17 protein-coding genes are annotated in these 20495 nt (G+C 61.2%); 5 read left to right on the forward strand and 12 right to left on the reverse strand.

What is annotated here, in order from left to right:
- Positions 1-15: 15 nt before the first annotated feature.
- Positions 16-3774 (reverse strand): DUF1631 family protein, encoded by a 3759-nt coding sequence (locus BM344_RS08625; RefSeq protein ID WP_091988330.1) that lies wholly within the window; start codon positions 3772-3774, stop codon positions 16-18.
- A 187-nt stretch (positions 3775-3961) separates the two neighbouring features.
- On the opposite strand from BM344_RS08625, the gene BM344_RS08630 reads away from it, so the two are divergent.
- The gene (locus BM344_RS08630) at positions 3962-5032 is read left to right on the forward strand and encodes an aminopeptidase (RefSeq protein WP_091988334.1); all 1071 of its coding nucleotides are present in this window, start codon (positions 3962-3964) and stop codon (positions 5030-5032) included.
- Here the strand turns inward: BM344_RS08630 and argA are convergent.
- From argA to coaBC, 7 genes are all read right to left on the reverse strand, one after another.
- The gene (argA, locus tag BM344_RS08635) at positions 5006-6313 is read right to left on the reverse strand and encodes an amino-acid N-acetyltransferase (RefSeq protein ID WP_091988338.1); all 1308 of its coding nucleotides are present in this window, start codon (positions 6311-6313) and stop codon (positions 5006-5008) included. The genes BM344_RS08630 and argA overlap by 27 nt on opposite strands.
- Positions 6314-6403: 90 nt before the next feature.
- Positions 6404-7573, reverse strand: a complete 1170-nt coding sequence (gene argE, locus BM344_RS08640; RefSeq protein WP_091988340.1) for an acetylornithine deacetylase — start codon at positions 7571-7573, stop codon at positions 6404-6406.
- 26 nt (positions 7574-7599) lie between these two features.
- Entirely contained in the window at positions 7600-8850 is a 1251-nt protein-coding gene (locus BM344_RS08645) for an acetylornithine deacetylase (protein WP_091988343.1), read from the reverse strand.
- Positions 8851-8872: 22 nt separating this feature from the next.
- On the reverse strand, positions 8873-9769 hold the full coding sequence (gene argB, locus BM344_RS08650; RefSeq protein ID WP_091988346.1) for an acetylglutamate kinase: 897 nt from the start codon (positions 9767-9769) through the stop codon (positions 8873-8875).
- A gap of 55 nt (positions 9770-9824) precedes the next feature.
- Positions 9825-12464: a phosphomannomutase/phosphoglucomutase gene (locus BM344_RS17745; RefSeq protein ID WP_091988349.1), complete on the reverse strand. Its 2640-nt coding sequence runs from the start codon at positions 12462-12464 to the stop codon at positions 9825-9827.
- A gap of 95 nt (positions 12465-12559) precedes the next feature.
- Positions 12560-13021 carry a dUTP diphosphatase gene (gene dut / locus BM344_RS08660; protein WP_091988351.1) on the reverse strand — a complete coding sequence of 154 codons (462 nt, stop codon included), beginning with the start codon at positions 13019-13021 and terminating at the stop codon, positions 12560-12562.
- Between the two features lie 35 nt (positions 13022-13056).
- Entirely contained in the window at positions 13057-14253 is a 1197-nt protein-coding gene (coaBC, locus tag BM344_RS08665; protein ID WP_091988354.1) for a bifunctional phosphopantothenoylcysteine decarboxylase/phosphopantothenate--cysteine ligase CoaBC, read from the reverse strand.
- A 170-nt stretch (positions 14254-14423) separates the two neighbouring features.
- Here coaBC and radC point away from each other — a divergent pair, with 170 nt between their 5' ends.
- The 3 genes from radC (at position 14424) to rpmG (ending at position 15740) form a co-directional block, all read left to right on the forward strand.
- Entirely contained in the window at positions 14424-15098 is a 675-nt protein-coding gene (radC, locus tag BM344_RS08670) for a RadC family protein (RefSeq protein WP_091988359.1), read from the forward strand.
- A 238-nt stretch (positions 15099-15336) separates the two neighbouring features.
- Positions 15337-15573 (forward strand): 50S ribosomal protein L28, encoded by a 237-nt coding sequence (gene rpmB, locus BM344_RS08675; protein WP_091988362.1) that lies wholly within the window; start codon positions 15337-15339, stop codon positions 15571-15573.
- A gap of 11 nt (positions 15574-15584) precedes the next feature.
- A complete protein-coding gene (gene rpmG / locus BM344_RS08680) occupies positions 15585-15740 on the forward strand; it encodes a 50S ribosomal protein L33 (RefSeq protein ID WP_008173465.1) in 156 nt (51 codons plus the stop codon).
- 152 nt (positions 15741-15892) lie between these two features.
- On the opposite strand, the gene BM344_RS08685 is transcribed toward rpmG, so the two are convergent.
- The 4 genes from BM344_RS08685 to BM344_RS08700 all read right to left on the reverse strand — a co-directional run bounded on the left by BM344_RS08685 (position 15893) and on the right by BM344_RS08700 (position 19599).
- Entirely contained in the window at positions 15893-16978 is a 1086-nt protein-coding gene (locus BM344_RS08685; protein ID WP_167363226.1) for a porin, read from the reverse strand.
- 315 nt (positions 16979-17293) lie between these two features.
- Positions 17294-18154, reverse strand: a complete 861-nt coding sequence (locus BM344_RS08690) for an endonuclease/exonuclease/phosphatase family protein (RefSeq protein WP_091988367.1) — start codon at positions 18152-18154, stop codon at positions 17294-17296.
- Positions 18155-18211: 57 nt separating this feature from the next.
- Positions 18212-18847, reverse strand: a complete 636-nt coding sequence (locus BM344_RS08695) for a thiol:disulfide interchange protein DsbA/DsbL (protein WP_091988370.1) — start codon at positions 18845-18847, stop codon at positions 18212-18214.
- Between the two features lie 143 nt (positions 18848-18990).
- The gene (locus BM344_RS08700; protein ID WP_091988373.1) at positions 18991-19599 is read right to left on the reverse strand and encodes a c-type cytochrome; all 609 of its coding nucleotides are present in this window, start codon (positions 19597-19599) and stop codon (positions 18991-18993) included.
- Between the two features lie 178 nt (positions 19600-19777).
- Between BM344_RS08700 and yihA the strand changes: the two genes are divergently transcribed.
- Complete coding sequence (gene yihA, locus BM344_RS08705) at positions 19778-20419, forward strand: ribosome biogenesis GTP-binding protein YihA/YsxC (RefSeq protein WP_091988376.1); 642 nt, start codon at positions 19778-19780, stop codon at positions 20417-20419.
- The last annotated feature ends 76 nt before the right edge of the window (positions 20420-20495 follow it).

Here is a 20495-nt window from a genome sequence, read left to right on the forward strand (position 1 = left end):
GGCAGAGTGCCGGATTCAGGTGAGACTGTCGAGCAGTCGGGGTTTCTCGACCACAAAGCCCTGGGCGTAGTCCACGCCCAGCTGGCGCAGCATATCCAGCACCTCCCGGGATTCCACCTGAGAGGCAATCACTTCCCGGTTCATGTAGTGGGCCATGTCCACCATAGACCTTACCATGGCGCGGTCGGTCTCGCTGCTGGCCACCTGGCCGGTGAAGGCGCTGTCAATCTTGATCAGGTCCACCGGCAGCGAGCGCATGAACTCGAAGGAGCTGGGGCCACTGCCGAAGTTGCCCAGGCAGAACCGGCAGCCGAGCTCTTTCATTTCCAGGATGAAGTCTGCAACCGACTGAACATCGGTGATGGCGGAGGCCTCGGTCAGCTCGAACCATAGCCGCTCGATAGGAGCGTCTTTCTCGCTGAGCTTTTCGTAGATGAATTCCAGCAACGACTGGTCGTTCATGGAATAGCCGGAGAGGTTGATGCAGACACCGCCAAAGTGGCGTGGATCCGGCGCCTGTTCCCGAAGCCAGTCCAGCATATGGCCGACCACCCAGCGGTCCACTGCCTGCATGCGGTCGTAACGTTCAGCCATCCGGACGAAGTCCCGACCGGTGATCAGCGTGCCCTCGTCATCGTACATGCTGATCAGCACCTCGTACTGGGCGGCCATACCGGCATCCGGGTGCAGGGGGATGATTTTCTGGCATCTCAGCAACATGCGCTCTTCGTTGAGATTGCTCAGGCTCGCCACCTTGGCGGCAATCTGCTCCTGGCGTGCCTGATCGCCGGCATCCAGGGTGTATTCCGATACCTTGCCATGGCCCTTTTCCCGAGCTGCACCGAGCGCCTGCTCAGAGGCCCTCAGCCACCGCTCCGCACTCACCAGGGCCGGCAGGGTTGGCACCACACCGACACTGGCCGACAGCCGGTAGGTGCGGCCCTCGAAACTGAATTCGGCCTGTTCAATCGCCTTCACCAGCCCCTCTGATGCGGTAAGCGCATGTTCCGAGGGCACCAACATGGCAAATTCGTTGCCCGCCAGCCTGGCCACGGGCATGCCATCGCCCACGTGTTCCCGAAGAATGTCCGCCACCCGCTTGAGAGTCTCATCGCCGGCCTGGTAGCCGGCAGTGTCGTTGAGCAACCGGAACCGCCGAAGGTCGAGGCGCACCAGGGAACGCTCATCCTCCTGACGGGCCAACTGCTGGTCCAGCATACGCTCGAACTCACGACGCCCGAGCAGGCCGGTCAGCTCGTCGTGGGTGGACGCCCAGGACAACTGGTCGTATACCTTACGGACCATGCGGTCGATGCTCTCGTCCACCAACGGTCGCTCGTACTGGTTGTCGGGCACGATAATGCCTTTACGCATCTGCCGTGCGAGGGCGTCGAGCTCCAGTTCCACCACCCGCATACCCTGATGGTTAACGAATACAAAGCGGCTGAAGCCCCGGGCAATCCATACCAGACGAATGTACTGCGGGTCGTCCGGTTTTTCCTGGTCCCGCAGCCAGTCGCCGGTGCGCAGTTGCTGGGCCCGGTTGATCCAGCGCTGCAAACTGCGCTGTTCCCGCTCCGAAAGCTGAACAGTGCTGGGCTTTTCCGGGTGTGCCGAAGGAACTTCCACCAGTTCCGGCGACTGGTCCGGTCCACGCACCAGGAACTGTTTGAGTTCATCCCGGATCTGGGACGAGGGCATATGGTTACTGGAAATGGACGCCAGGCCGTCCTGGATCACCCGCAGCAGTTCCGGCAGGTTGATCGAGCTGTTGGGGTCGTCCGCAAACGCCAGCAGGGAATCAATCACCGACAGGTAGTCCTGCCAGAGCTGGCTGTCCGGACCCTGGCGAATCCAGGTCAGTGACAGCAAGTCGCGCCAGCCACCATCGAGCAGACTCACGATGGCCCGGGGCACCTTGCGACCACCCAGGCGCTGGTCCAGCACCTCGGCGACCGCTTTCTTGGATTCCGCCACTTTCTGGGCACCCTCGGCGGCGGCGGTTACCCGCTCCACATTGCGACGGTACACCAGGTTCTGCCGGTCGATCAGGGTGTCCAGCTCCTGAACCGTCTGCTCGAAGACTCCGGTGTCCTGTTCGAAATCCGTGGTGATCCGCTGGATCAGTTCATCAACCCGGCGTTGCACCACCGGGTTGATGCGACCACCCTTGACCCCCAGCTGCGCCAGCCGGTTCATCACGCCTCGTACTGGGCTGTCCTGATCGTCGAAAAAGCCTGGATCGCGCATGACCACCTTGAGCACGGGCACTTCCAGTTGCCGCATCCGCTGCTGGGCATACTCACTGAGCTTGGGGCTCTCCACCACGGAGCGGAAGAAACGGTCCACCACATCCAGGGTACCCTGTTGCTCCTCGTCCAGGCGGGTGTCACCACTCTCGAGAACTTTCTCCACGACCCGCTCCCTGAGGGGTACCACCGCTTCACCGGCCTCCGGCACTTCTACCTGCAGTTGCTGGAGCTCCCGTTGCAGTTCGCCCGATGACAGGGGCCGGGCATTGGGTGCAAACGGCAGTGGCTCAGGGTCGCCCCGGGCCACGCGACTGGCGCTCAGCGTTGTAAGCAGGTTACGGACAGTGGCAAACGCGGTCTGGGCCGCCTGCGCGTAACCCTGGAACTCGCTGCCCAAGCGGCTGGGCTTGCGGCGAGGAGCGGCTGCCTTGGCAGTCACTTCGCTGCCTGCCGAGGTCTCGGCGACCGGAGTTTTCAGTGAGGCGTCCGGTTTCTTCTTCGGCGGCTCGATCGGCTCGGATCTGGTGCCAGACTGTTCGCTGAGGTATTTGCTCAGATCCAGGTCCGGCAGCACGCCGTGACGGATCAGAATGTCATTCAGTTCCTTGTAGAGCGGGCCCAACTGCTGCAGTACGGTCTGCTCGAACACCTTCAGGCAGACTTTCTCGACCTCCCGGGGCGCCTTGAGTTGGTTAAGACCGTGATGGAAGGCTTCACAGACCAGCGATGGCCCCAGCGGATTGTGATGGCCGGTGGCATTGGCAATGCCGAGTTTATCGAGCCGGAGCTTGAGCTGAAGAAGATCGCCCCGATACAGGGTGTCCGCCTTGGTGACCATCACCCGAATGGTCAGCCAGTCCTCGAACTCGCCTTTGTCCACCACCGACAGTTCCGAGCCGGGAAAGCCCTTGGGTGCCGGTTTCAGGGGTGACTCAAGGCTCTTCGACATCTGATGCCAGATGACCCGCTGGCGGGCCTGGATCTGGCCAGACGCATCCATGTATTCGTTGGCCTGCTGATCGTTGGCCGCCTTCTGGGCCGCCAGTTTGAGCGCCTCGACCATTTTCACGAAGCAGGCGTCCATCAACGGCTCGATATACTGGGTGACCGCCTTGGCCGACTGGTGAAGGATAAACTGGATTCGATCGCTCGGCGCTCGCAGGGAGGAACGATCCTGTGTTCGGGAACCACCGCACAGCTGCAGCATGGCATCAACGGCCTGTGGGTTGGGCCGGCTGAAATGAACCCCCATAGCACCGTCAATGCGCCTTACAACCCCCACGTGCAGCTCATGGCGACGGGCGCCGTCCAGGCCGCGGAAGCGGATTACCAACTCCGACGGCGTTTCGGCAGCGAAAGCCCGGTCGAGTTTGCGTGATGTCTCGGTGGAATAACGGACAAACAGGCCCTCGGCACAGAAATCAGCAATCTGGCACGGCCATGACTCGCCGGTTCCCAGATCAATCTGCGCGGCGAGCTTGATGGGTTGGCGGGGGCTGCTACGACGTTCTCTAGGGTCCATGTATACCTGATATCTCGCAAAGCCGGACGGGTCTGTGGGTCTGCTGCCCGCTACCGACTTACGTCCCTGACACTGTGGTGGATGCCACCTGCTACTATCCGAGCCATGGCGTTACGCTCTGATCCATGGCATTACTATAGCGGTCCGGCCCCCTCGGGCAAAACAACCCTCGATAACATCCTGACCCATGAAACAGCTTAGTCAGATCTATCTACTTTTGCTACTGGTAACAATGCTTAGCGGGTGTACGACCTTCGGCTACTACACCCAGGCCATAACCGGCCATATGTCCTTGATTATGGAGGGCGAACCACTTCGGGATGTCATACAGAACCGCGACACGCCTCCCGAACTGCGCCAGCAACTGGCGACCGCTCAGGCTGCCCGCGCCTTTGCCTCCGAACACCTGGCGTTGCCCGTGGACGACGCCTTCACCGACTATGTCGACCTGGACCGCCCCTGGGTCGTGGTTAATGTGGTGGCCACGCCGGAGTTCTCACTGGAGCCACATCAGTGGTGTTATCCGGTGCTGGGTTGCCAGGCGTACCGTGGCTACTTCGACCTGGAAGACGCCCGGGCCGAGCAGGCACGGTTCCAAGCCCGGGGCTTTGATACGTTTATCGGCGGCGTAACCGCCTATTCCACACTGGGCTGGTTCGACGATCCCCTGCACTCCGGTTTCACCCGGCTGCCAGAGGCGCGCATGGTGGCGCTGATGTTCCACGAACTGGCCCACCGGGTGGTGTACATCGGTGACGATACGGCGTTCAACGAGAGTTTCGCGACCGCTGTCGAGCTGGAAGGCCTCAGGCTCTGGCTACAGGAACGGGGAACGCCCGAGCAGTTCGAGCAGGCCCTGGAGCGTATCCGCCGGCGTAACCAGACGCTGGCCCTGGTGGACCACACCACCGAGCAACTGGAAAGCCTGTACGCGCGCCAGGGCTCCCTGCCCGAAGAAGCCCTAAGAACTCGCAAGGCGGAGGTCTTCGAAGACCTTGAACAACGCTACCAGGCGATGGTGGCGGAATGGCCGGAGCCCGGCCCCTTCGGCTCACCGCCGCTGGCCCTGAACAACGCCCACCTGGCACTGTTCCGCCAGTACAACCAGCACCTGCCGGCGTTCCGCCAGCTGCTCAGGGAGAACGACTACCGCTTTCCGGAGTTCTACAAAGAGGTAAAACGCCTCTCCGAGCAACCCGCCGAACTGCGGGCACAGCAACTCTCCGCCCTGTCAGAGCGGTTTAACGAACACCTTTGAATTGCGCTGGGTATTGTAGGAGGCCAGTTTCGGGCCCGGCAGGGACTGTACGGTGGAGCCCTGGAAACCCCGCTCCCGGAACCAGTGTTCGGTCTGGGTGGTAAGTACGAACAGCTTCTGCAGGCCATGCCCCCGGGCCAGCTTCTCGACCATGGCCAGGATCTCGTCGCCGCGCCCGGCCCGGCGATATGACGGATCCACCGCGAAGCACGAAAGTTCGCCAGCACCTTCCTCCGGGTAACTGTATAGGGCGGCACAACCTACGATGGTGCCGTCCCGCTCGGCCACCACAAACCGGTCGATTTCGGTTTCCAGCATTTCCCGGGACCGCCGCACCAATATGCCCTGCTCCTCCAGAGGCTGGATCAGCTCCAGGATACCGCCAATATCCTCCACCCGCGCCTGACGGATCTGCTCGTAATTGTCGCCGCTGACCAGGGTACCGGAGCCGTCGCGGGTAAACAGTTCCTCCAGCAGGGCGCCGTCGTCCACGTAACTGATGATGTGGGCCCGACGTACCCCTTTCACGCAGGCGTCGCAGGCAGCGCGCAGCAGCGCGGCGTCATGCCCGGTCACCGCCCCGGAAGCCAGACGCTCTGACGCCTGACGTGCCGACAGCTCACGGATCAGCGAGCCGTCTTCCTCCAGCAGCCCCGGGTCGTCAATGAACACGATGAGCTTTTCCGCCTGCAGCGACGCCGCAACCTGGCTGCCCACGTCCTCGTAGGAGAGGTTGAAGGCATCGCCCGTGGGGGAATAGCCCATGGGTGGCAACAGCACAATATGGCCCTGCTCCAGCAGCTTCTCGATGCCGGCCACATCCACCCGGCGCACCTTGCCGGTGTAACCGAAGTCCTTGCCGTCGAGTACACCTACGGGCTTGGCCGCCACGTAGTTGCCGCTGCTCACGCGGATGCGCGCGTTATGCATGGGCGAGTTCACCAGCCCCATGGACAGCTGACTCTCCAGGTAGGCGCGCAGGCCGCCGATGGCTTCCATTACCATGCCCAGCTGATCTTCCGGAGTGATTCGCAGGCCCCGGGCAAACGACGATTCGGCGCCGGCACTGTCCAAACGCGCCTGTATTTGCGGCCGTGCCCCGAAGGCCACCACCAATCGCACACCGAGGCTGCTCAGCAGGGCAATGTCATGAATGATGTTGATGAAGTTGCCATGCTCAATGGCATCCCCCGGAATGGTCAGCACCACCGTACGGCCGCGGTGGGCGTTGATGTAGGGGGATGAGTGGCGAAATCCATGCAGCCAGTCGTTTGATTTCAATGCGATTACTCCAGTCCTTCTTTGTTCAGCGGTCTGCACAAAAGTCTGACGAACACTGTCGGGCGCCCCCGGGTGAACCCGGCGTTCAACTTAAAGACAGAACTTCTGGATCAGCCCTCTCAGTACCTTCACCGTCGGATCCAGCTGCGACAACTCTATAAATTCATCTGGCTGGTGAGCCTGGTCGATGGAGCCGGGGCCCATCACCAGCGTTTCCAGACCCAGTTGCTGCAGCCAGGGGGCTTCCGTGGCAAAGGCCACCGCGTGGGCCGTATGGCCGGTCAGCTGTTCACAGGCCTTGACCAGGGCGGCGTCGGCCGGGGTTTCGAACGGCGGTACGCCGTCGAACAGCGGCTCAAATTCCAGCGACAGCTCCCGTCGCTCGGCCACCGGCTGCACCTTGCTCAGGATCGCCTGACGCAGGGTTTCCATGTTCATGCCCGGCAGTGGCCGCAAATCAAAGTGCAGCTCGCACTGGGCGCAGATGCGGTTGGGGTTGTCGCCGCCGTGAATGCAGCCGAGGTTCAGGGTTGGTACCTGCACCTCGAAGTTGGCGTTCTGGTACTTTTCCTGCCAGCTTGCGCGAAGGGCCAGCAGCTCACTCATGGCTTCGTGCATGCCCTCCATGGCGTTACGGCCCAGCGCCGGGTTCGAGGAGTGCCCGGACTGGCCCTCGAACTTCAGCCGCTCCATCATGATGCCCTTGTGCATGCGCACCGGCTTGAGACTCGTGGGTTCGCCGATCACCGCATAGCGGGCCCTGGGTTTGCCGGCCTCGGCCAGCGCCCGGGCGCCGTTCATGGAGCTCTCTTCGTCGGCAGTGGCCAGGATGATCAAAGGCTGCTTGAGGGGCTGATCCACGAACGCCCTCGCCGCTTCGATGGCCAGGGGGAAGAAGCCTTTCATGTCGCAGGTACCCAGGCCATACCAGCGGTTGTCCCGCTCGGTCAGGGTGAAGGGGTCGCTCTGCCAGCGTTTGTCGTCAAACGGAACCGTATCGGTGTGGCCAGACAGGACCAGCCCACCCGGGCCGCTGCCCAGGGTCGCGATCAGGTTGAACTTGCCCGGCATGCCGGGCACTTCCAGTATCTCCACGGCAAAACCCAGGGCCTCAAGCCACTCTGCGAGGGTTCGGACCACCGGCTCGTTACTGTGATCCCATTCGGCGGAGGCGCTGCTGATGGACGGCAGTGAAATCAGGCGAGCGAGCATGTCACGGATGCCCGGCACCGTGGCAGATGAGTTATCGGACTGCGACATAGTTTCCTCTCAGATTCCCGTTGGAATCATTGTGCACGGCCACGCCGCCACACTTCAAAATTGGTGATGGCCCGGATCAGCATGGGATAGGCCACCTCGCCGCCGGCAATCACCCGGGCAACTTCCAGCTCCCGTTCTCCGACACTGACCAGTCGACCTTCCACACTGTTGTCATTGGAGAGCGTGACCCGGACCTTGCGCCCCACCCACTGGCCGGCGGTGTCGAGGGGTTCCGGGTACCAGGCCTCCACGTCCGGATTTTCCGACTGAACCACCGGCTCCACGGCTGTCTCAGGGAGTGTCTCAGCGACCGGCGCAACCTCATTGAGATAGACATCGGGAACCTCAGAACCATTGTAGCGGACGGGCCAGCTGTTACCGGCCTCGCCTACCTCGTCAGTACGCACCGGGATGCCCAACAGCGGCTCTTCCGGCCGGATCGAGAGGATAAGTTCACCCCCTTCCAGCAACCATTGCCGGTAGAGCGCCTTCAACTGGTCGCTGGGCGCCAGGCCACGGGCCGCCAGACCGTCCTCAAGGGCCTGCACGGCTCCACCGGCCCACTCGGTGGCAGACACACCCACCTCCCGGGCACAGTAGGCGGCGATGCGGCGCATCAATCCGGCATCCCGCACGGTCAGGCGCATCGGCTCTCCGGCATCGTCGATGGCAGGCAGGGTATCGGTAACCTGCACCCGGGAACCGGGCCAGTTCAGCTCAAGACTGCCGGTGCTGAGAGTATTGAGTTCGGCCTGAAGCCCTTCCGGGCTCTGGCGAATAAAGGCTTCACCGGTAAGACGGGTGACGCCCATCCGGATAAGGTCGCCACTGCCCAGTTGCTGGCGAGGATCAGGCGCGCAGGACAGCATGAACAGGGGCGGCTCACCGTCGCTGTTGGGGCCTTCAGCGGTGACCCAGTTGCGGAGCATGGTCGGCTCCAGGTCCAGTTCCAGCCCCTCCAGGCTCAGCGCCCAGCTCCCGGGCAGGCGGGCGGGGTCGATCAGGGCAGAAAGCAGGCTGACCGGGGAGCCCGCATCGAACGCCACCTTTTGGATGTTGAGGGGCTGGGTCAGCTCGAAATCCTGCCAGCTCGCGTCGTTCAGGACCAGACGTCCATCCACCCCGGAGCTGATACTGCCCCGATGCAACACACCGGATGCCTCCAGGCCCGTTCTGAGCCCCGCCAGGCGCTGATCCGCCAGCCACCAGACGCCGGCCTTGAAAGCGACCAGGCCGACCACCACCACAATCACCAGCGTCGCGAACAGGCGCTTCATCCGGGTGCTCCTTATCGGACCGTCAGTTACGGGAAATCAGCGTGCCCACGCCTTCATCGGTAAAGATTTCCAGCAGGCAGGCATGGGCAACCCGACCGTCAATGATGTGCGACGTGCGCACGCCGTTCTCCACCGCGCTCAGGGCACAACGGATCTTGGGCAACATGCCGCCATGGATGGTGCCATCCTCGATCAGGTCGTTGACCTGCTTGGCGGTCAGCCCCGTCAGCACCTTGTCTTCCTTGCTCTTCAGGCCCGAGACGTTGGTCAGCAGAATCAGCTTCTCCGCCTTCATGGCTTCGGCCACCTTGCCGGCCACCAGATCGGCGTTGATGTTGTAAGAGGCCCCGTCCGGGCCCACGCCAATGGGTGCAATCACCGGGATCACGTTACTGCGGGTGAGCATGTCGATTACATCAACATTCACGCTCGCCACTTCGCCCACATGGCCGATATCGATTATCTCCGGACGCTCCAGTTCCGGCGAGCGGTTCACTACCTCAAGCTTGCGCGCCCGGATCAGGTTGGCGTCCTTACCCGTCAGGCCCACCGCGGTGCCACCGTGGGCGTTGATCAGAGAGACGATCTCCTTGTTTACCTGGCCGCCAAGGACCATCTCCACCACATCCATGGTCTCGGCATCAGTCACCCGCATGCCATTGACGAAACGGGACTGGATATTCAACCGTTCCAGCAGCTCACCAATTTGCGGACCGCCGCCGTGCACGACGATCGGGTTGATGCCCACGAGTTTCATCAGCACAACGTCGCGAGCGAAGCTGCTCTTGAGATCCTCATTTTCCATGGCGTTACCGCCGTACTTGATGACCACGGTCTTGCCAGTGAATCTCTGTATGTAGGGCAGACCCCGGCTTAATACCGAGGCCACCTGCATTGCGGTTTCACGATCCAGTGCCATGTTCCTGCCTTCGCAATCCTGATTGAATGGGTTACCCGGGATATCTTCCCCGGAGTCAGAAATCCGCGACCACGTCCGGTGCCACCTTCTGCAGCTGTTCCCGGAATACTGTCTTGATGCGTTCCAGGGCCGCCTCGGTCTCCGCTTCGAACCGAAGGACCAGTACCGGGGTGGTGTTCGAGGCCCGGCACAGGCCCCAGCCATCGGCATAGTCGACCCGGATGCCGTCGATGGTGCTGATGTTGCCATCGCCAAATTCGCCGGTCTCTGCCAGGCGCGCAACAATGTCGAACTTCGAGCTTTCCGTCACGTCAACATTGAGTTCAGGCGTGCTGATGTCCTCCGGGAAATCCTCGAAAACGTCATCACTGTGACGGTCCTCAATACCGAGAATTTCCAGCAGACGAGCCGCTGAATACAGGCCGTCGTCAAAGCCGTACCAGCGCTCACCGAAGAAGATGTGGCCACTCATCTCGCCGGCCAGCAGAGCCCCGGTTTCCTTCATCTTGGCCTTCATCAGGGAGTGGCCGGTTTTCCACATGATGGGACGGCCGCCCGCCTCGGAGATCACACCCGCCAGCCGGCGGCTGCACTTCACGTCGTACAGTACATCGGCGCCCGGATTGCGGGACACCACATCCCGAGCGAACAGCATCATCAAACGATCAGCCCAGATGATCTTGCCAGAATTGGTGACCACGCCGAGGCGGTCGCCGTCGCCATCAAACGCCAGTCCGATATCTGCCTTTTCCGAGCGGACCCGATCAATCAGGTCCGCCAGGTTCGCCGGCTTGCCCGGATCCGGATGATGGTTGGGGAAATCGCCATCAACGTCACAGTAAAGGGGGATCACCTCGCAACCGAGTTCCTCGATCAGCATGGGGCCCAGCTCGCCGGCGATACCGTTGCCGGCATCGACCACCACTTTCAGGGGCGCGGCAACCGCTATATCGCCAACAATCCGATCCAGGTAAGCTCTGCGCACGTCTTCATTGCTCTGGCTGCCCTGGCCACTGGCGAAATCACCGGTCTGGGTTCGCTGGTACAGTTTCTCGATGGCCTCTCCGGAAAGAGTTTCCCCGCCGAGCATGATTTTCAGGCCGTTGTAGTTGGCCGGATTGTGGCTGCCGGTGACCATTACCCCGGAGCCGGTACCGAGCTCATGGGTGGCAAAATACAGGACCGGTGTGGGCACCGCCCCCACGTGGATCACATCGCAGCCGGTCGACATCACGCCCCTGGCCAGCGCATTGGCAAGCTCAGGGCTGGAGTGCCGGCCGTCGTAGCCGATACAGAGTCGATCAACCCCACGCTCCCGGGCCTCGGAGCCAATGGCCCGGCCAATCACCTGCACGCCCTCGGCGGTCAGGCTATCACCAACAATTCCGCGGATGTCGTAGGCCCGGAAGATATCGCGAGACAGTTCCACCTCTGGTAATGCGACCTCCTCAACCTCGGGCGCGTCCTCGGCGCCGAAGACGGTATCCTCGCCACTACCAAAACCGAGCACATCCTCGTCTCCGTCAAGCATATCAATGTCCAGCATGTCCTTGTCCTGGAACAGGGGCTCATCGCTGCCCTCGGCGCCACCGGGCCTGGATTTTGCCGCACCGCCCTTGGGCCTGACCGACTCGCCGGCCTTGGCCACGCGTTTATCGACCACCTGGGACAAGCGGAACAACACCTCACCGGTGGACGCCGCCATATCCCATCGGAAAGCCGGCAACTTGACACGCTCGCCACTGAACACCTTGTGGGCCCACTGAATGAGAACGCTCATGTCCTGGCGGAGGCCCTTCTGGGCGCCGCCGAGCAACACCCAGACCACAATCGCAGCCAGCAGGGCGGGAACGCCGACCAGCAGGGCCAGCAGGACAATATCAACCGGAGGCTGCGGGCTCCGGGCCGGGGTGTAGGTTACGGTCCAGTCGGGGTTGGTCAGGGAGCGCGATGCGGCCGGGCCCGAGCCATTGCCACTGCTGATCACGGTGCGCGAAGTGCCGGAGACGGTCTGCACCAGCGCGAGCTGGCCACCGAGGGGCTGGTTGACCACTTGCAGCAGCGGCTGGATGCGGGCGGTATCGAAAATTACCAGCAGGCTGCCAATAACCGCGTTGCTGTTGGGATTGCGCACCGGCGTGGCCATCTGCACAAACCACCGGTTATCCCGCGGGAAGGCGTCTGGATACAGCGGTTGCCCGGTCTCGGCCCGGCGCGCCAGCTCCAGCCCCGAAAAGCCAAGCAGGCCCTCTCCGCTGGCGGTCCGCGGAACCTCCCGGTAGGGGAAGAGATGAACCGCCTCAATACCCGGCAAGGCACTGAGCAGCTGGCGCTCGGTGGTGTCAATGTTGCCGGTGGTGGTTAGCGCCACCCTTACATGCGGCTGACTGGCGAGCCCGCTGACGCTCTGCTGCAACTGTTCAAAGTACTGGGTCAGACGAAGGGCGGCGGCGTCCACCTCCAGCGTCCGGAGAGATTCGAGTCGATCCCGGACGGAAGGCTGTACCACCAGAAATTGCAGCAGCGCAATCGCAAGCACGCCGGCCAGAAGAACCACCATCGCCTGGTTCACCGCCACCGAATTGAGCCGCTTGAGCTTTGGGCCGGCTGGCTTGGCTTTGCCTTTCTTTCCCGTCGTCTTGTCCGGTTTCCCGCTCACCGACGCCTCGGCCGTCTTCTTCTTACCCAGCTTCATAGTCCATCCTGCAGTTGTAATTTTTTCGTCCTGGACAAACAGTTATCCGCAAAGTATAGACGCCGGCCCCCTGTTCTGCGTGGCCGGCCTTTCAATCACGACGTGCCGGTGGAGCCGAAGCCACCGTCACCACGGGCACTGGCATCGAACTCCGAGACCACCTCGAAGTCGGCCTGCACCACGGGTACCAGAACCAGCTGCGCCAGACGTTCGCCGACGTTCAGGGTGAAAGCGGTTTGGCCGCGGTTCCAGCAGGACACCATCAGTTCGCCCTGGTAGTCGGAATCAATCAACCCCACCAGGTTACCCAGCACAATCCCGTGTTTGTGGCCCAGGCCACTTCGCGGCAGGATCATGGCCGCCAGCGACGGATCGGCAATGTGAATAGACAGGCCCGTGGGGATCAGTTGGGTGTCGCCCGGGGCCAGGGTCACCGGTTCTTTCAGGCAGGCACGCAGATCAAGACCGGCGGAGCCTTCTGTCGCGTATTCCGGAAATGGAATCTGGTTGCCGATGCGATCATCGAGAATTCGAACCTGCAGATTTTTCCTGGTCATGGGACATCCTGTTGCAATGCCTGCTGTGAGGCCTGTTAAAGACGCTCGGCGATCATCGCGATCAACCGCCGGGCAATGCTGGTTTTGGTATCCGGCCCGATCGATTCCTGGCCGCCGGGCCAGAACACGGTCACCGCGTTGTTCTCACTGTTGAAACCCAGCCCGGGCGCGGAGACATCGTTGGCGACAATCATGTTCAGTTTTTTGCGTTGCAGTTTGTCGGTGGCGTATCGGGCCACATTGCTGGTTTCGGCGGCGAACCCCACGGTAAAAGGCGCGTCTGCGCGACCGGCAATGGTGGCCAGGGTATCCGGATTGCGCACCAGGGGCAGCGACAGGGCTTCACTGGATTTCTTGATCTTGTCGCCGGCACAGGTTTCCGGGCGGTAGTCGGCCACCGCCGCAGTGGCGATGAACAGGTCGCAACCCTCATCCACCGCGCCCGAGGCCTCACGCAGCATGTCTTCGGCCGTCATTACGTGACGCACCTCTACACCCGCCGGCGGCGCCAGGGTGACCGGACCGCTGATCAGTACAACTCTCGCTCCGGACTGCCTGGCAGCGGCGGCCAGTGCATAGCCCATCTTCCCCGAGCTGTGATTGCTGATGTAGCGCACCGGATCAATCGGCTCCCGTGTAGGGCCCGCGGTAATCACCACGGTTTTGCCGGAGAGGGCCGTACCGTCTCCCAAGGCTCCGTGCTCCTGCACCAGCCGGGCAAGCGCCACGGGTTCAAGCATGCGGCCGGGCCCGGTGTCGCCGCAGGCCTGATCACCCTGATCGGGCCCCCAGAGTTCGATCTGGGGATCCTGCTCCAGCAACCGGAGGTTTCTCTGGGTGCGGCCATTGCGCCACATGGCCTGGTTCATGGCGGGGGCGACGGCAATCGGGGCTTCGGTGGCGCAGCAGACGGTGGTCAGCAGATCGTCTGCCATGCCCTGGGCCAGCCGGGCGATAAAGTCGGCAGACGCCGGGGCGATCACCACCAGATCGGCCCATTTGGCCAACTCGATGTGCCCCATACCGGCCTCGGCTTCCGGATCCAGCAGGGAGGTTCGCACCGGCTCGCCACTGAGCGCCTGGAACGTCAACGGGGTCACAAACGCTTCCGCGCCCCGGGTCATCACCACGCGAACCTCATGGCCCGCCTTCTTCAGTTGACGAACCAGGTCGGCACTCTTGTAGGCGGCAATACCACCGGTCACTCCCAGGAGGATCTTTTTGGCGGCCATGAAGGCTCCGATTCCATATGAAAATAAAGGCTTATAAGATAGCATGCTCTGGCCGGCACAACAGCCCGGTTAGACCGGCACAGACCAACAGATTGTCTGTGTTTCGGTTAATGACGCCATACCCGGAGCAGGATGCCCCGGTCCACACCTGACAAAGCAAGGAAGCCGATATGCCCTTATCCGACTGGCCCACGGACGAACGTCCGCGGGAACGCCTGCTCAGCCACGGTGCCCAGACCCTTTCCGACGCCGAGTTGCTGGCCATTTTCCTGCGCACCGGAACCACGGGTATGCCGGTGATGGCACTGGCGCGCCACCTGATTGAGGAATTCTCCGGGCTGCGGGGTCTCCTTACCGCCTCGCGCCGGCAATTCTGCGAGGTTCGCGGCCTGGGCACCGCCAAGTACGCCCAGGTCCAGGCCGCCATGGAAATGGCCCGCAGGGTGATGGACGAGCCCCTGCGCCAGGGCGATCCGCTGCGGTCTCCAGAGGATACCCGGCGTTTTCTCACCAGCCGGCTGGGCACCTACCCCCACGAAGTGTTTGCCGGCCTGTTCCTGGATAACCGTCACCGGGTCATCCAGTACCGGGAATTGTTCCGGGGCACCATTGACGGCGCTGCGGTGTATCCTCGTGAAGTGGTTCGACAGGCTCTGGAGGACAACGCCGCCGCCGTGATTTTCGCCCACAACCACCCATCGGGCGTGGCCGAGCCCAGTCAGGCAGACATCTCACTGACCCGCCGGCTGAAAGAGGCCCTGGGGCTGGTGGATATCAGGGTTCTTGACCATATGGTTGTGGGGCACGGTGAGGTAATATCCCTGGCTGAACGGGGTCTGATGTGACGCCCGGGCGTCATGAGGTGCGGACCGGGTACACGGGTACCGGAAAACTGGCCAAATTCCCAACAATTTTTTGCGTTGGGGGGCGAGTTCTGGTATAAAAGCGTCCCTTTCTGGCGGCGTCTGGCGAGCAGCGTTCAGTTTAGAGGCGCGAACGGGGGCTGAATGGCACCCGAGCAACCAGAGACGCATTAAAAACGAATTCGTATTATTGAGACCATTGCTCAGGTCGGAGGCAAGTATGTCCAGAGTTTGTCAGGTTACCGGTAAGCGCCCGCTGTCCGGTAACAACGTTTCCCACGCGATGAACCACACTCGTCGTCGTTTTCTGCCGAATCTGCAGAACCATCGTTTCTGGGTTGAGTCCGAGAAGCGCTTCGTGAAGCTGCGCGTTTCCACCAAGGGTATGCGCATCATCGACAAAAAAGGCATCGACGCTGTGCTGGCCGATCTTCGTGCCCGCGGCGAGAAATTCTAAGGAGCCGCATCATGCGCGAGAAAATCAAGCTGGTTTCATCAGCAGGTACTGGTCACTTCTACACGACCAAGAAGAACAAGCGTAACACGCCGGAAAAAATCGAGATCAAAAAGTACGATCCGGTTGTCCGCAAGCACGTTGCGTACAAGGAAGCCAAGATCAAATAATTGATCCGGCGACCTGACAGAAACCCGGCCTTGTGTCGGGTTTTTTATTACCCGGAGAAAAGTTACCCGAAGAAAAGTTACCTGAAAAAAGCTGCCAGAAAAAACCCGGCCAGAAGCCGGGTTTTTTCGGGTCAAACGTGTGGAACAACAACTCAGAACTTCAGCAGGGCACCCACAAACAGAGTGTCCACGTTCTCGTAATCGCCGGCATCGCGGTCCAGTGAGTTGGCGTTGTAGCCAGCGTAGGCGCTGAAGTACTTAACCGGCGTGTAGACATAGCCCACACCGACGGTCTGCGCCGAGTCGCCTTCGGCGACACGGTCAGAGGCTTCCATCAGGTGGATGTCCATGGCGTGGTTGCCGGTCTTGTAGCCCAGCTTCACGAGGTAGAAGTCCGAATCCGGATTGGCAGGGTTATCGTCGCTGGCCGTAGAATAAGCGCCCGTGACGTTGACACCACTGTCGTGCAACCAGGATACCGAGCCACCAATGATATCGAGTTTGTCGGCAACACCGCCCACGTCTTTGCTGGAGTAGCCCAGAGCAGCGATCACCTTTCCACCGAGCTCGCCACTGAAACGCGCACCCAGTTCGGTCACGTCGTCGTCACCGCTCTTGGTGCCCTGGCTCACGGCCAGCTTGATCGGGCCGACACTCGGCAGGTCATAGCGCACCCGTGTGTAGCGGCTCTCGAAATCCTGGTCGCTCATGGCACTGCTGAACTGCACAGCATCGCCTGTCGCCTCGTCCACGAAGCTCAGGCCGCCACCGATCAGGGCCGGGTTGGCATAGGAAATCACCGCCGTGCCGGACAGATCCTGCTCGATGTTACCGTTGGCGGCACCGTCGCCCTGGCCCACCGACACCTTGCCGAAGGCGCCAGCCAGGTAAATGTTCAGGTGACGCTCATTAAACTCGCCGGAAACAGTGCGAACGTCCTCGGAAACCGCATTCGAGGCGTTAACCTGGTACTCCAGCTCAACATGGGCACCCACGGACAGGCCGGTGTCGGCCACGTCACCACTGATCCGGACACCGGCACGGCTGGCGCTGTTGTCGTTATCGGCAGTATAGGTCTTGGTACCGGCGGCTGAGTCCGTCACCATCACACCATGGTTGATCTGACCATAGGGGTCCACGGTCAGGTTGCTCACCGACGCCTGGGCCAGGACGCCTGTGGAGGTAACACCGCAGGCAATTGCGACAATTGCAGAACGAAGTTTGTTTTGTTTATTCACAGAATTGCTTCCCGATTTATTTTTTGTTGGACGACAGGCCGGAAGTGCCTGCACCGCTTCTCGTTGTTCAGGGCCGGACAGGACTAAAGCAGGCCGGCGCCGAAAGAGACATGGCAAGGTTTGCGCCAAGTCCAGCAGACGGGGGAAGCATCGGCCGATTTTATGATTTTTCAGTTGGTTAGATTGTCAGCACTCCCATTCGGAACCGACCGGGGGTCGCTTCAATGGGTATCACTCCACCCAAAGCCCCGAAATTCAGGGGTGAATTTCCACCCATTTTGTCCGTGGTTTGCGAGCCAGCTTTTCCGGAGTTGCTCAGAACTTTTCCAGGTAGCCTTCCGGCAGGGCCACGTCCATGGCAATGGGCAGGTGATCAGAGACTGGATAGCTGACCACCTCCGAGCGCCGGATCTCCAGCGAGGGGCTCACCAGAATGTGGTCCAGGGCCTTCTCCGGGCGCCAGCTCGGAAAGCTGTGGGCAGTGTCTGGAAGGGGCACCAGGTCGGTTTCCTTCAGAGGGGTCTGGGTAAGAAGCTGCTCGGCGTGGGCGTTCATATCACCCATCAGCACCACGTGCTGGTAATCGGCAATCAGCTCTCTGATATAACCCAACTGACGCTGCTGGGCCGTCTTGCTCAGGGACAGGTGCATCAGAACCAGCACCAGCGGGTCATGCTCGGTGCCATAGCGGGCAATGATGGCACCCCGACCGGGAATCAGGCCGGGCAGCTTGTGCTCGGTGACGTCCAGGGGCCGATACCGGCTCAGCAGGCCATTGCTGTGCTGGGCGATCTGCCCGAGATTGCGGTTTAACTGCTGATACCAGTAAGGAATGCCGGCGGCCTCGGCGAGGTACTGAACCTGATTGATGTAGCCGCTGCGCAGGCTACCTCCGTCGCACTCCTGCAAGGCCACCACATCGTACCCCCGAAGCAGCGAGGCGATGCGGTCGAGATTCTCGATGCGATTCCGGTGAGGCAGGATATGCTGCCAGCTTCGGGTCAGGTAGTGCCGGTAGGACGACGTATTGATGCCGACCTGGATGTTGAAGGTCAGCAGGCGGATGTGCCGGTGCGGCTCGAATTCCGGCACATGCTCCATGCCGGAACAGGCGCCCCGCGGGGCGCCATCCGTTTTCAGAATGCCGTTCAGCTGTTGTCGGATACGTTTGTACATAGGGGCAGTCTCAACCGGCCGGCCACCCAGGTTTCCCGGCGTCCAGAGAGACGACGGTTATTCGACCTCACCACGCTCTTTGGCAACAAGATAGTCCACCACTTCCAGAACCGCCTCATGGCTGCCGGCCATGGATGCAGTCACGGTGTACTTGCCATTAACCAGCATAGTCGGAGTTCCAGTTACGCGCGCGCCTCGAATCTTTGACTGCGCTTTCTGAACCCTGGCGTTCACGCCAAAACTCTTGTAATTCTTGAGAAACTCTTCCCGATCCACGCCATGCTGGGCCACGAAGTCCGCCAAGGCCTCAGGCGTGTTCAGCGGACGGCGCTCGCCAGCCAGGGCGTCAAACAGCGCATCGTGGACCTTCTCCCGCTGCCCCATGGCTTCGAGGGCATAAAATGCGTAGGCGTGGGGTTCCCAGCTGCGCCCCAGAGCGGCCGGAATTTTCACGAAGTTCACATACTCTGGCGCATTCGCCTCCCAGTTCTCGACCAGCGGCTTGAAGTTATAACAGTGCGGACAGCCGTACCAGAATATCTCGGCCACCTCGACACCGGAGTCACTGCTGGTTCGCACCGGATTGTCCAGCCGGTTGTAGTGGGTGCCTTCCTGCCACTCGGCGGCGTTGGCCAGCGAGGAAACACTCACGGCCAGCAACGCCAGCAGGGCCAGTCTGAAGAATCGAATCATGAAAAATCTCCGCTCGTCTGAATATCTCGTCGGGGGATTATGACCCACCGGGGCTGAAAAGTTCCACACGCCGGCGGTTACAGAGTTGAAAGGGCATAAAAAAACCCCGCATATCGCGGGGTTTTCAGGCTGGGGCCGCCGGCTCAGTTGAGGCCGGAAATGTAGCTTGAAACAGCCTCAATCTCAGCATCGGTCAGTTTGGCCGCCACGTCCATCATGATGGAAGCGTTGAGCCCTGAGTCGCGGGTACCGTCGCGATAGGCCTTCAGCTGTTTGGAAACATATTCGGCATTCTGGCCACCAAGATGCGGATAACCGGCTGGCTCGTTGCCCTTACCCTGGGGGTTATGGCAGCCGGCACAGGCTGGCACGCCGGTGGCCAGGTTGCCGCCACGGTACAGTTGAGCGCCTGCGTCCACCAGATCAGGATCGGCTTGGCTGACAATCATCTCCTGGCTGTCAAAGTAGGCCGCCAGGTCCTGCAGATCCTGGTCCGACATGTTATCCAGAAGGCCGGTCATTTCAGGAATCATGCGTTCCTTGCTCTTGATCAGGGTCAGCTGGTTGTACAGGTAACGCTCACCCAGCTCTGAAAGCTTGGGGTACACACCCATTACCGGTTTCTGGCCACCCTGACCATGACACCCAGCACACACCGCCGCGTTCTGCTCGCCTGCCTGAGGATCTCCTGCCCCGTGGGCCATCGCCGTCAGGCCCAAACCAAGAACAACTCCTGCGATCAGTTTTTTCATGCTCGCTCCGCTTCTCTCATCTTTTTAAAAGGTATTCTTCGTCGTACAACCGGCAGGCGCTGACCAGGCAGGCTCAAGACCGGGGCTGACAGCGGTCGCGCTCAGCGCTCCGCCCGGAATTGGTGTAGCATTATACATTAATCCCTGATAACTGAAATCCAAAGGAAAGCCAACCGCTGTGGACCCCGAACTGACCTCCAAAAGCCTCTCCTTCAACAGCGCCCGGTTCCTGATCAGCGCCTCCCGTCTGGACGAATGCCCGCCGGACATCGGTGCCGAAGTGGCGTTTGCCGGCCGCTCCAATGCCGGTAAATCCAGCGCGCTGAACGCCATCACCGCCAACGGCAAGCTGGCGCGCACCAGCAAAACGCCGGGCCGGACCCGGCTGATCAACTTTTTCTCTCTCAACCGGGAACAGTGCCGGCTGGTGGACCTCCCCGGCTATGGCTACGCCAAGGTCTCCCGGGACATGAAAGACGACTGGCAGGAACATCTGGGCCACTACCTGAACGATCGGCGCTGCCTGCGCGGCCTGGTTCTGGTGATGGACATTCGCCACCCGCTCACGGATTTCGACCAAATGATGGTGGAATGGTGCGAACATAACAACCTGCCGCTGATGATTCTCGCCACCAAGGCCGACAAACTGAAATTCGGACAGGCGAAAACCAGCATGCTGACCATTGGCAAGAAGTTGCAGTCATTCCAGTGCGTGGAGCATCTGATCATGTTTTCGGCCACCTCGAAACGGGGTGTGGACGAATGTCGGGAGGCGTTGACCCAGTGGCTGGAGGGAGAGGATTTTGCCGACCCCGCATAAAAAAACCGGCCTGCCATAGGACAGACCGGTGAAACGTCAGGGTTTGCGACGTGCTAAAACCTGAGAACTCACTCAG

It is taken from the genome of Marinobacter gudaonensis (assembly GCF_900115175.1).
Lineage (GTDB): Bacteria > Pseudomonadota > Gammaproteobacteria > Pseudomonadales > Oleiphilaceae > Marinobacter > Marinobacter gudaonensis.

Bases quoted from the DNA above. Each gene is read 5' to 3' on its own strand.
- argE (WP_091988340.1), bottom strand. From the start codon at position 7,573: ATGTCGCAGTCCGATAACTCATCTGCCACGGTGCCGGGCATCCGTGAC.
- rpmG (WP_008173465.1), top strand. From the start codon at position 15,585: ATGCGCGAGAAAATCAAGCTGGTTTCATCAGCAGGTACTGGTCACTTC.
- radC (WP_091988359.1), top strand. From the start codon at position 14,424: ATGCCCTTATCCGACTGGCCCACGGACGAACGTCCGCGGGAACGCCTG.
- BM344_RS08645 (WP_091988343.1), bottom strand. From the start codon at position 8,850: ATGAAGCGCCTGTTCGCGACGCTGGTGATTGTGGTGGTGGTCGGCCTG.
- BM344_RS08695 (WP_091988370.1), bottom strand. From the start codon at position 18,847: ATGATTCGATTCTTCAGACTGGCCCTGCTGGCGTTGCTGGCCGTGAGT.
- BM344_RS08625 (WP_091988330.1), bottom strand. From the start codon at position 3,774: ATGGACCCTAGAGAACGTCGTAGCAGCCCCCGCCAACCCATCAAGCTC.
- argB (WP_091988346.1), bottom strand. From the start codon at position 9,769: ATGGCACTGGATCGTGAAACCGCAATGCAGGTGGCCTCGGTATTAAGC.
- BM344_RS08690 (WP_091988367.1), bottom strand. From the start codon at position 18,154: ATGTACAAACGTATCCGACAACAGCTGAACGGCATTCTGAAAACGGAT.
- BM344_RS08630 (WP_091988334.1), top strand. From the start codon at position 3,962: ATGAAACAGCTTAGTCAGATCTATCTACTTTTGCTACTGGTAACAATG.
- BM344_RS17745 (WP_091988349.1), bottom strand. From the start codon at position 12,464: ATGAAGCTGGGTAAGAAGAAGACGGCCGAGGCGTCGGTGAGCGGGAAA.
- rpmB (WP_091988362.1), top strand. From the start codon at position 15,337: ATGTCCAGAGTTTGTCAGGTTACCGGTAAGCGCCCGCTGTCCGGTAAC.
- BM344_RS08700 (WP_091988373.1), bottom strand. From the start codon at position 19,599: ATGAAAAAACTGATCGCAGGAGTTGTTCTTGGTTTGGGCCTGACGGCG.
- coaBC (WP_091988354.1), bottom strand. From the start codon at position 14,253: ATGGCCGCCAAAAAGATCCTCCTGGGAGTGACCGGTGGTATTGCCGCC.
- dut (WP_091988351.1), bottom strand. From the start codon at position 13,021: ATGACCAGGAAAAATCTGCAGGTTCGAATTCTCGATGATCGCATCGGC.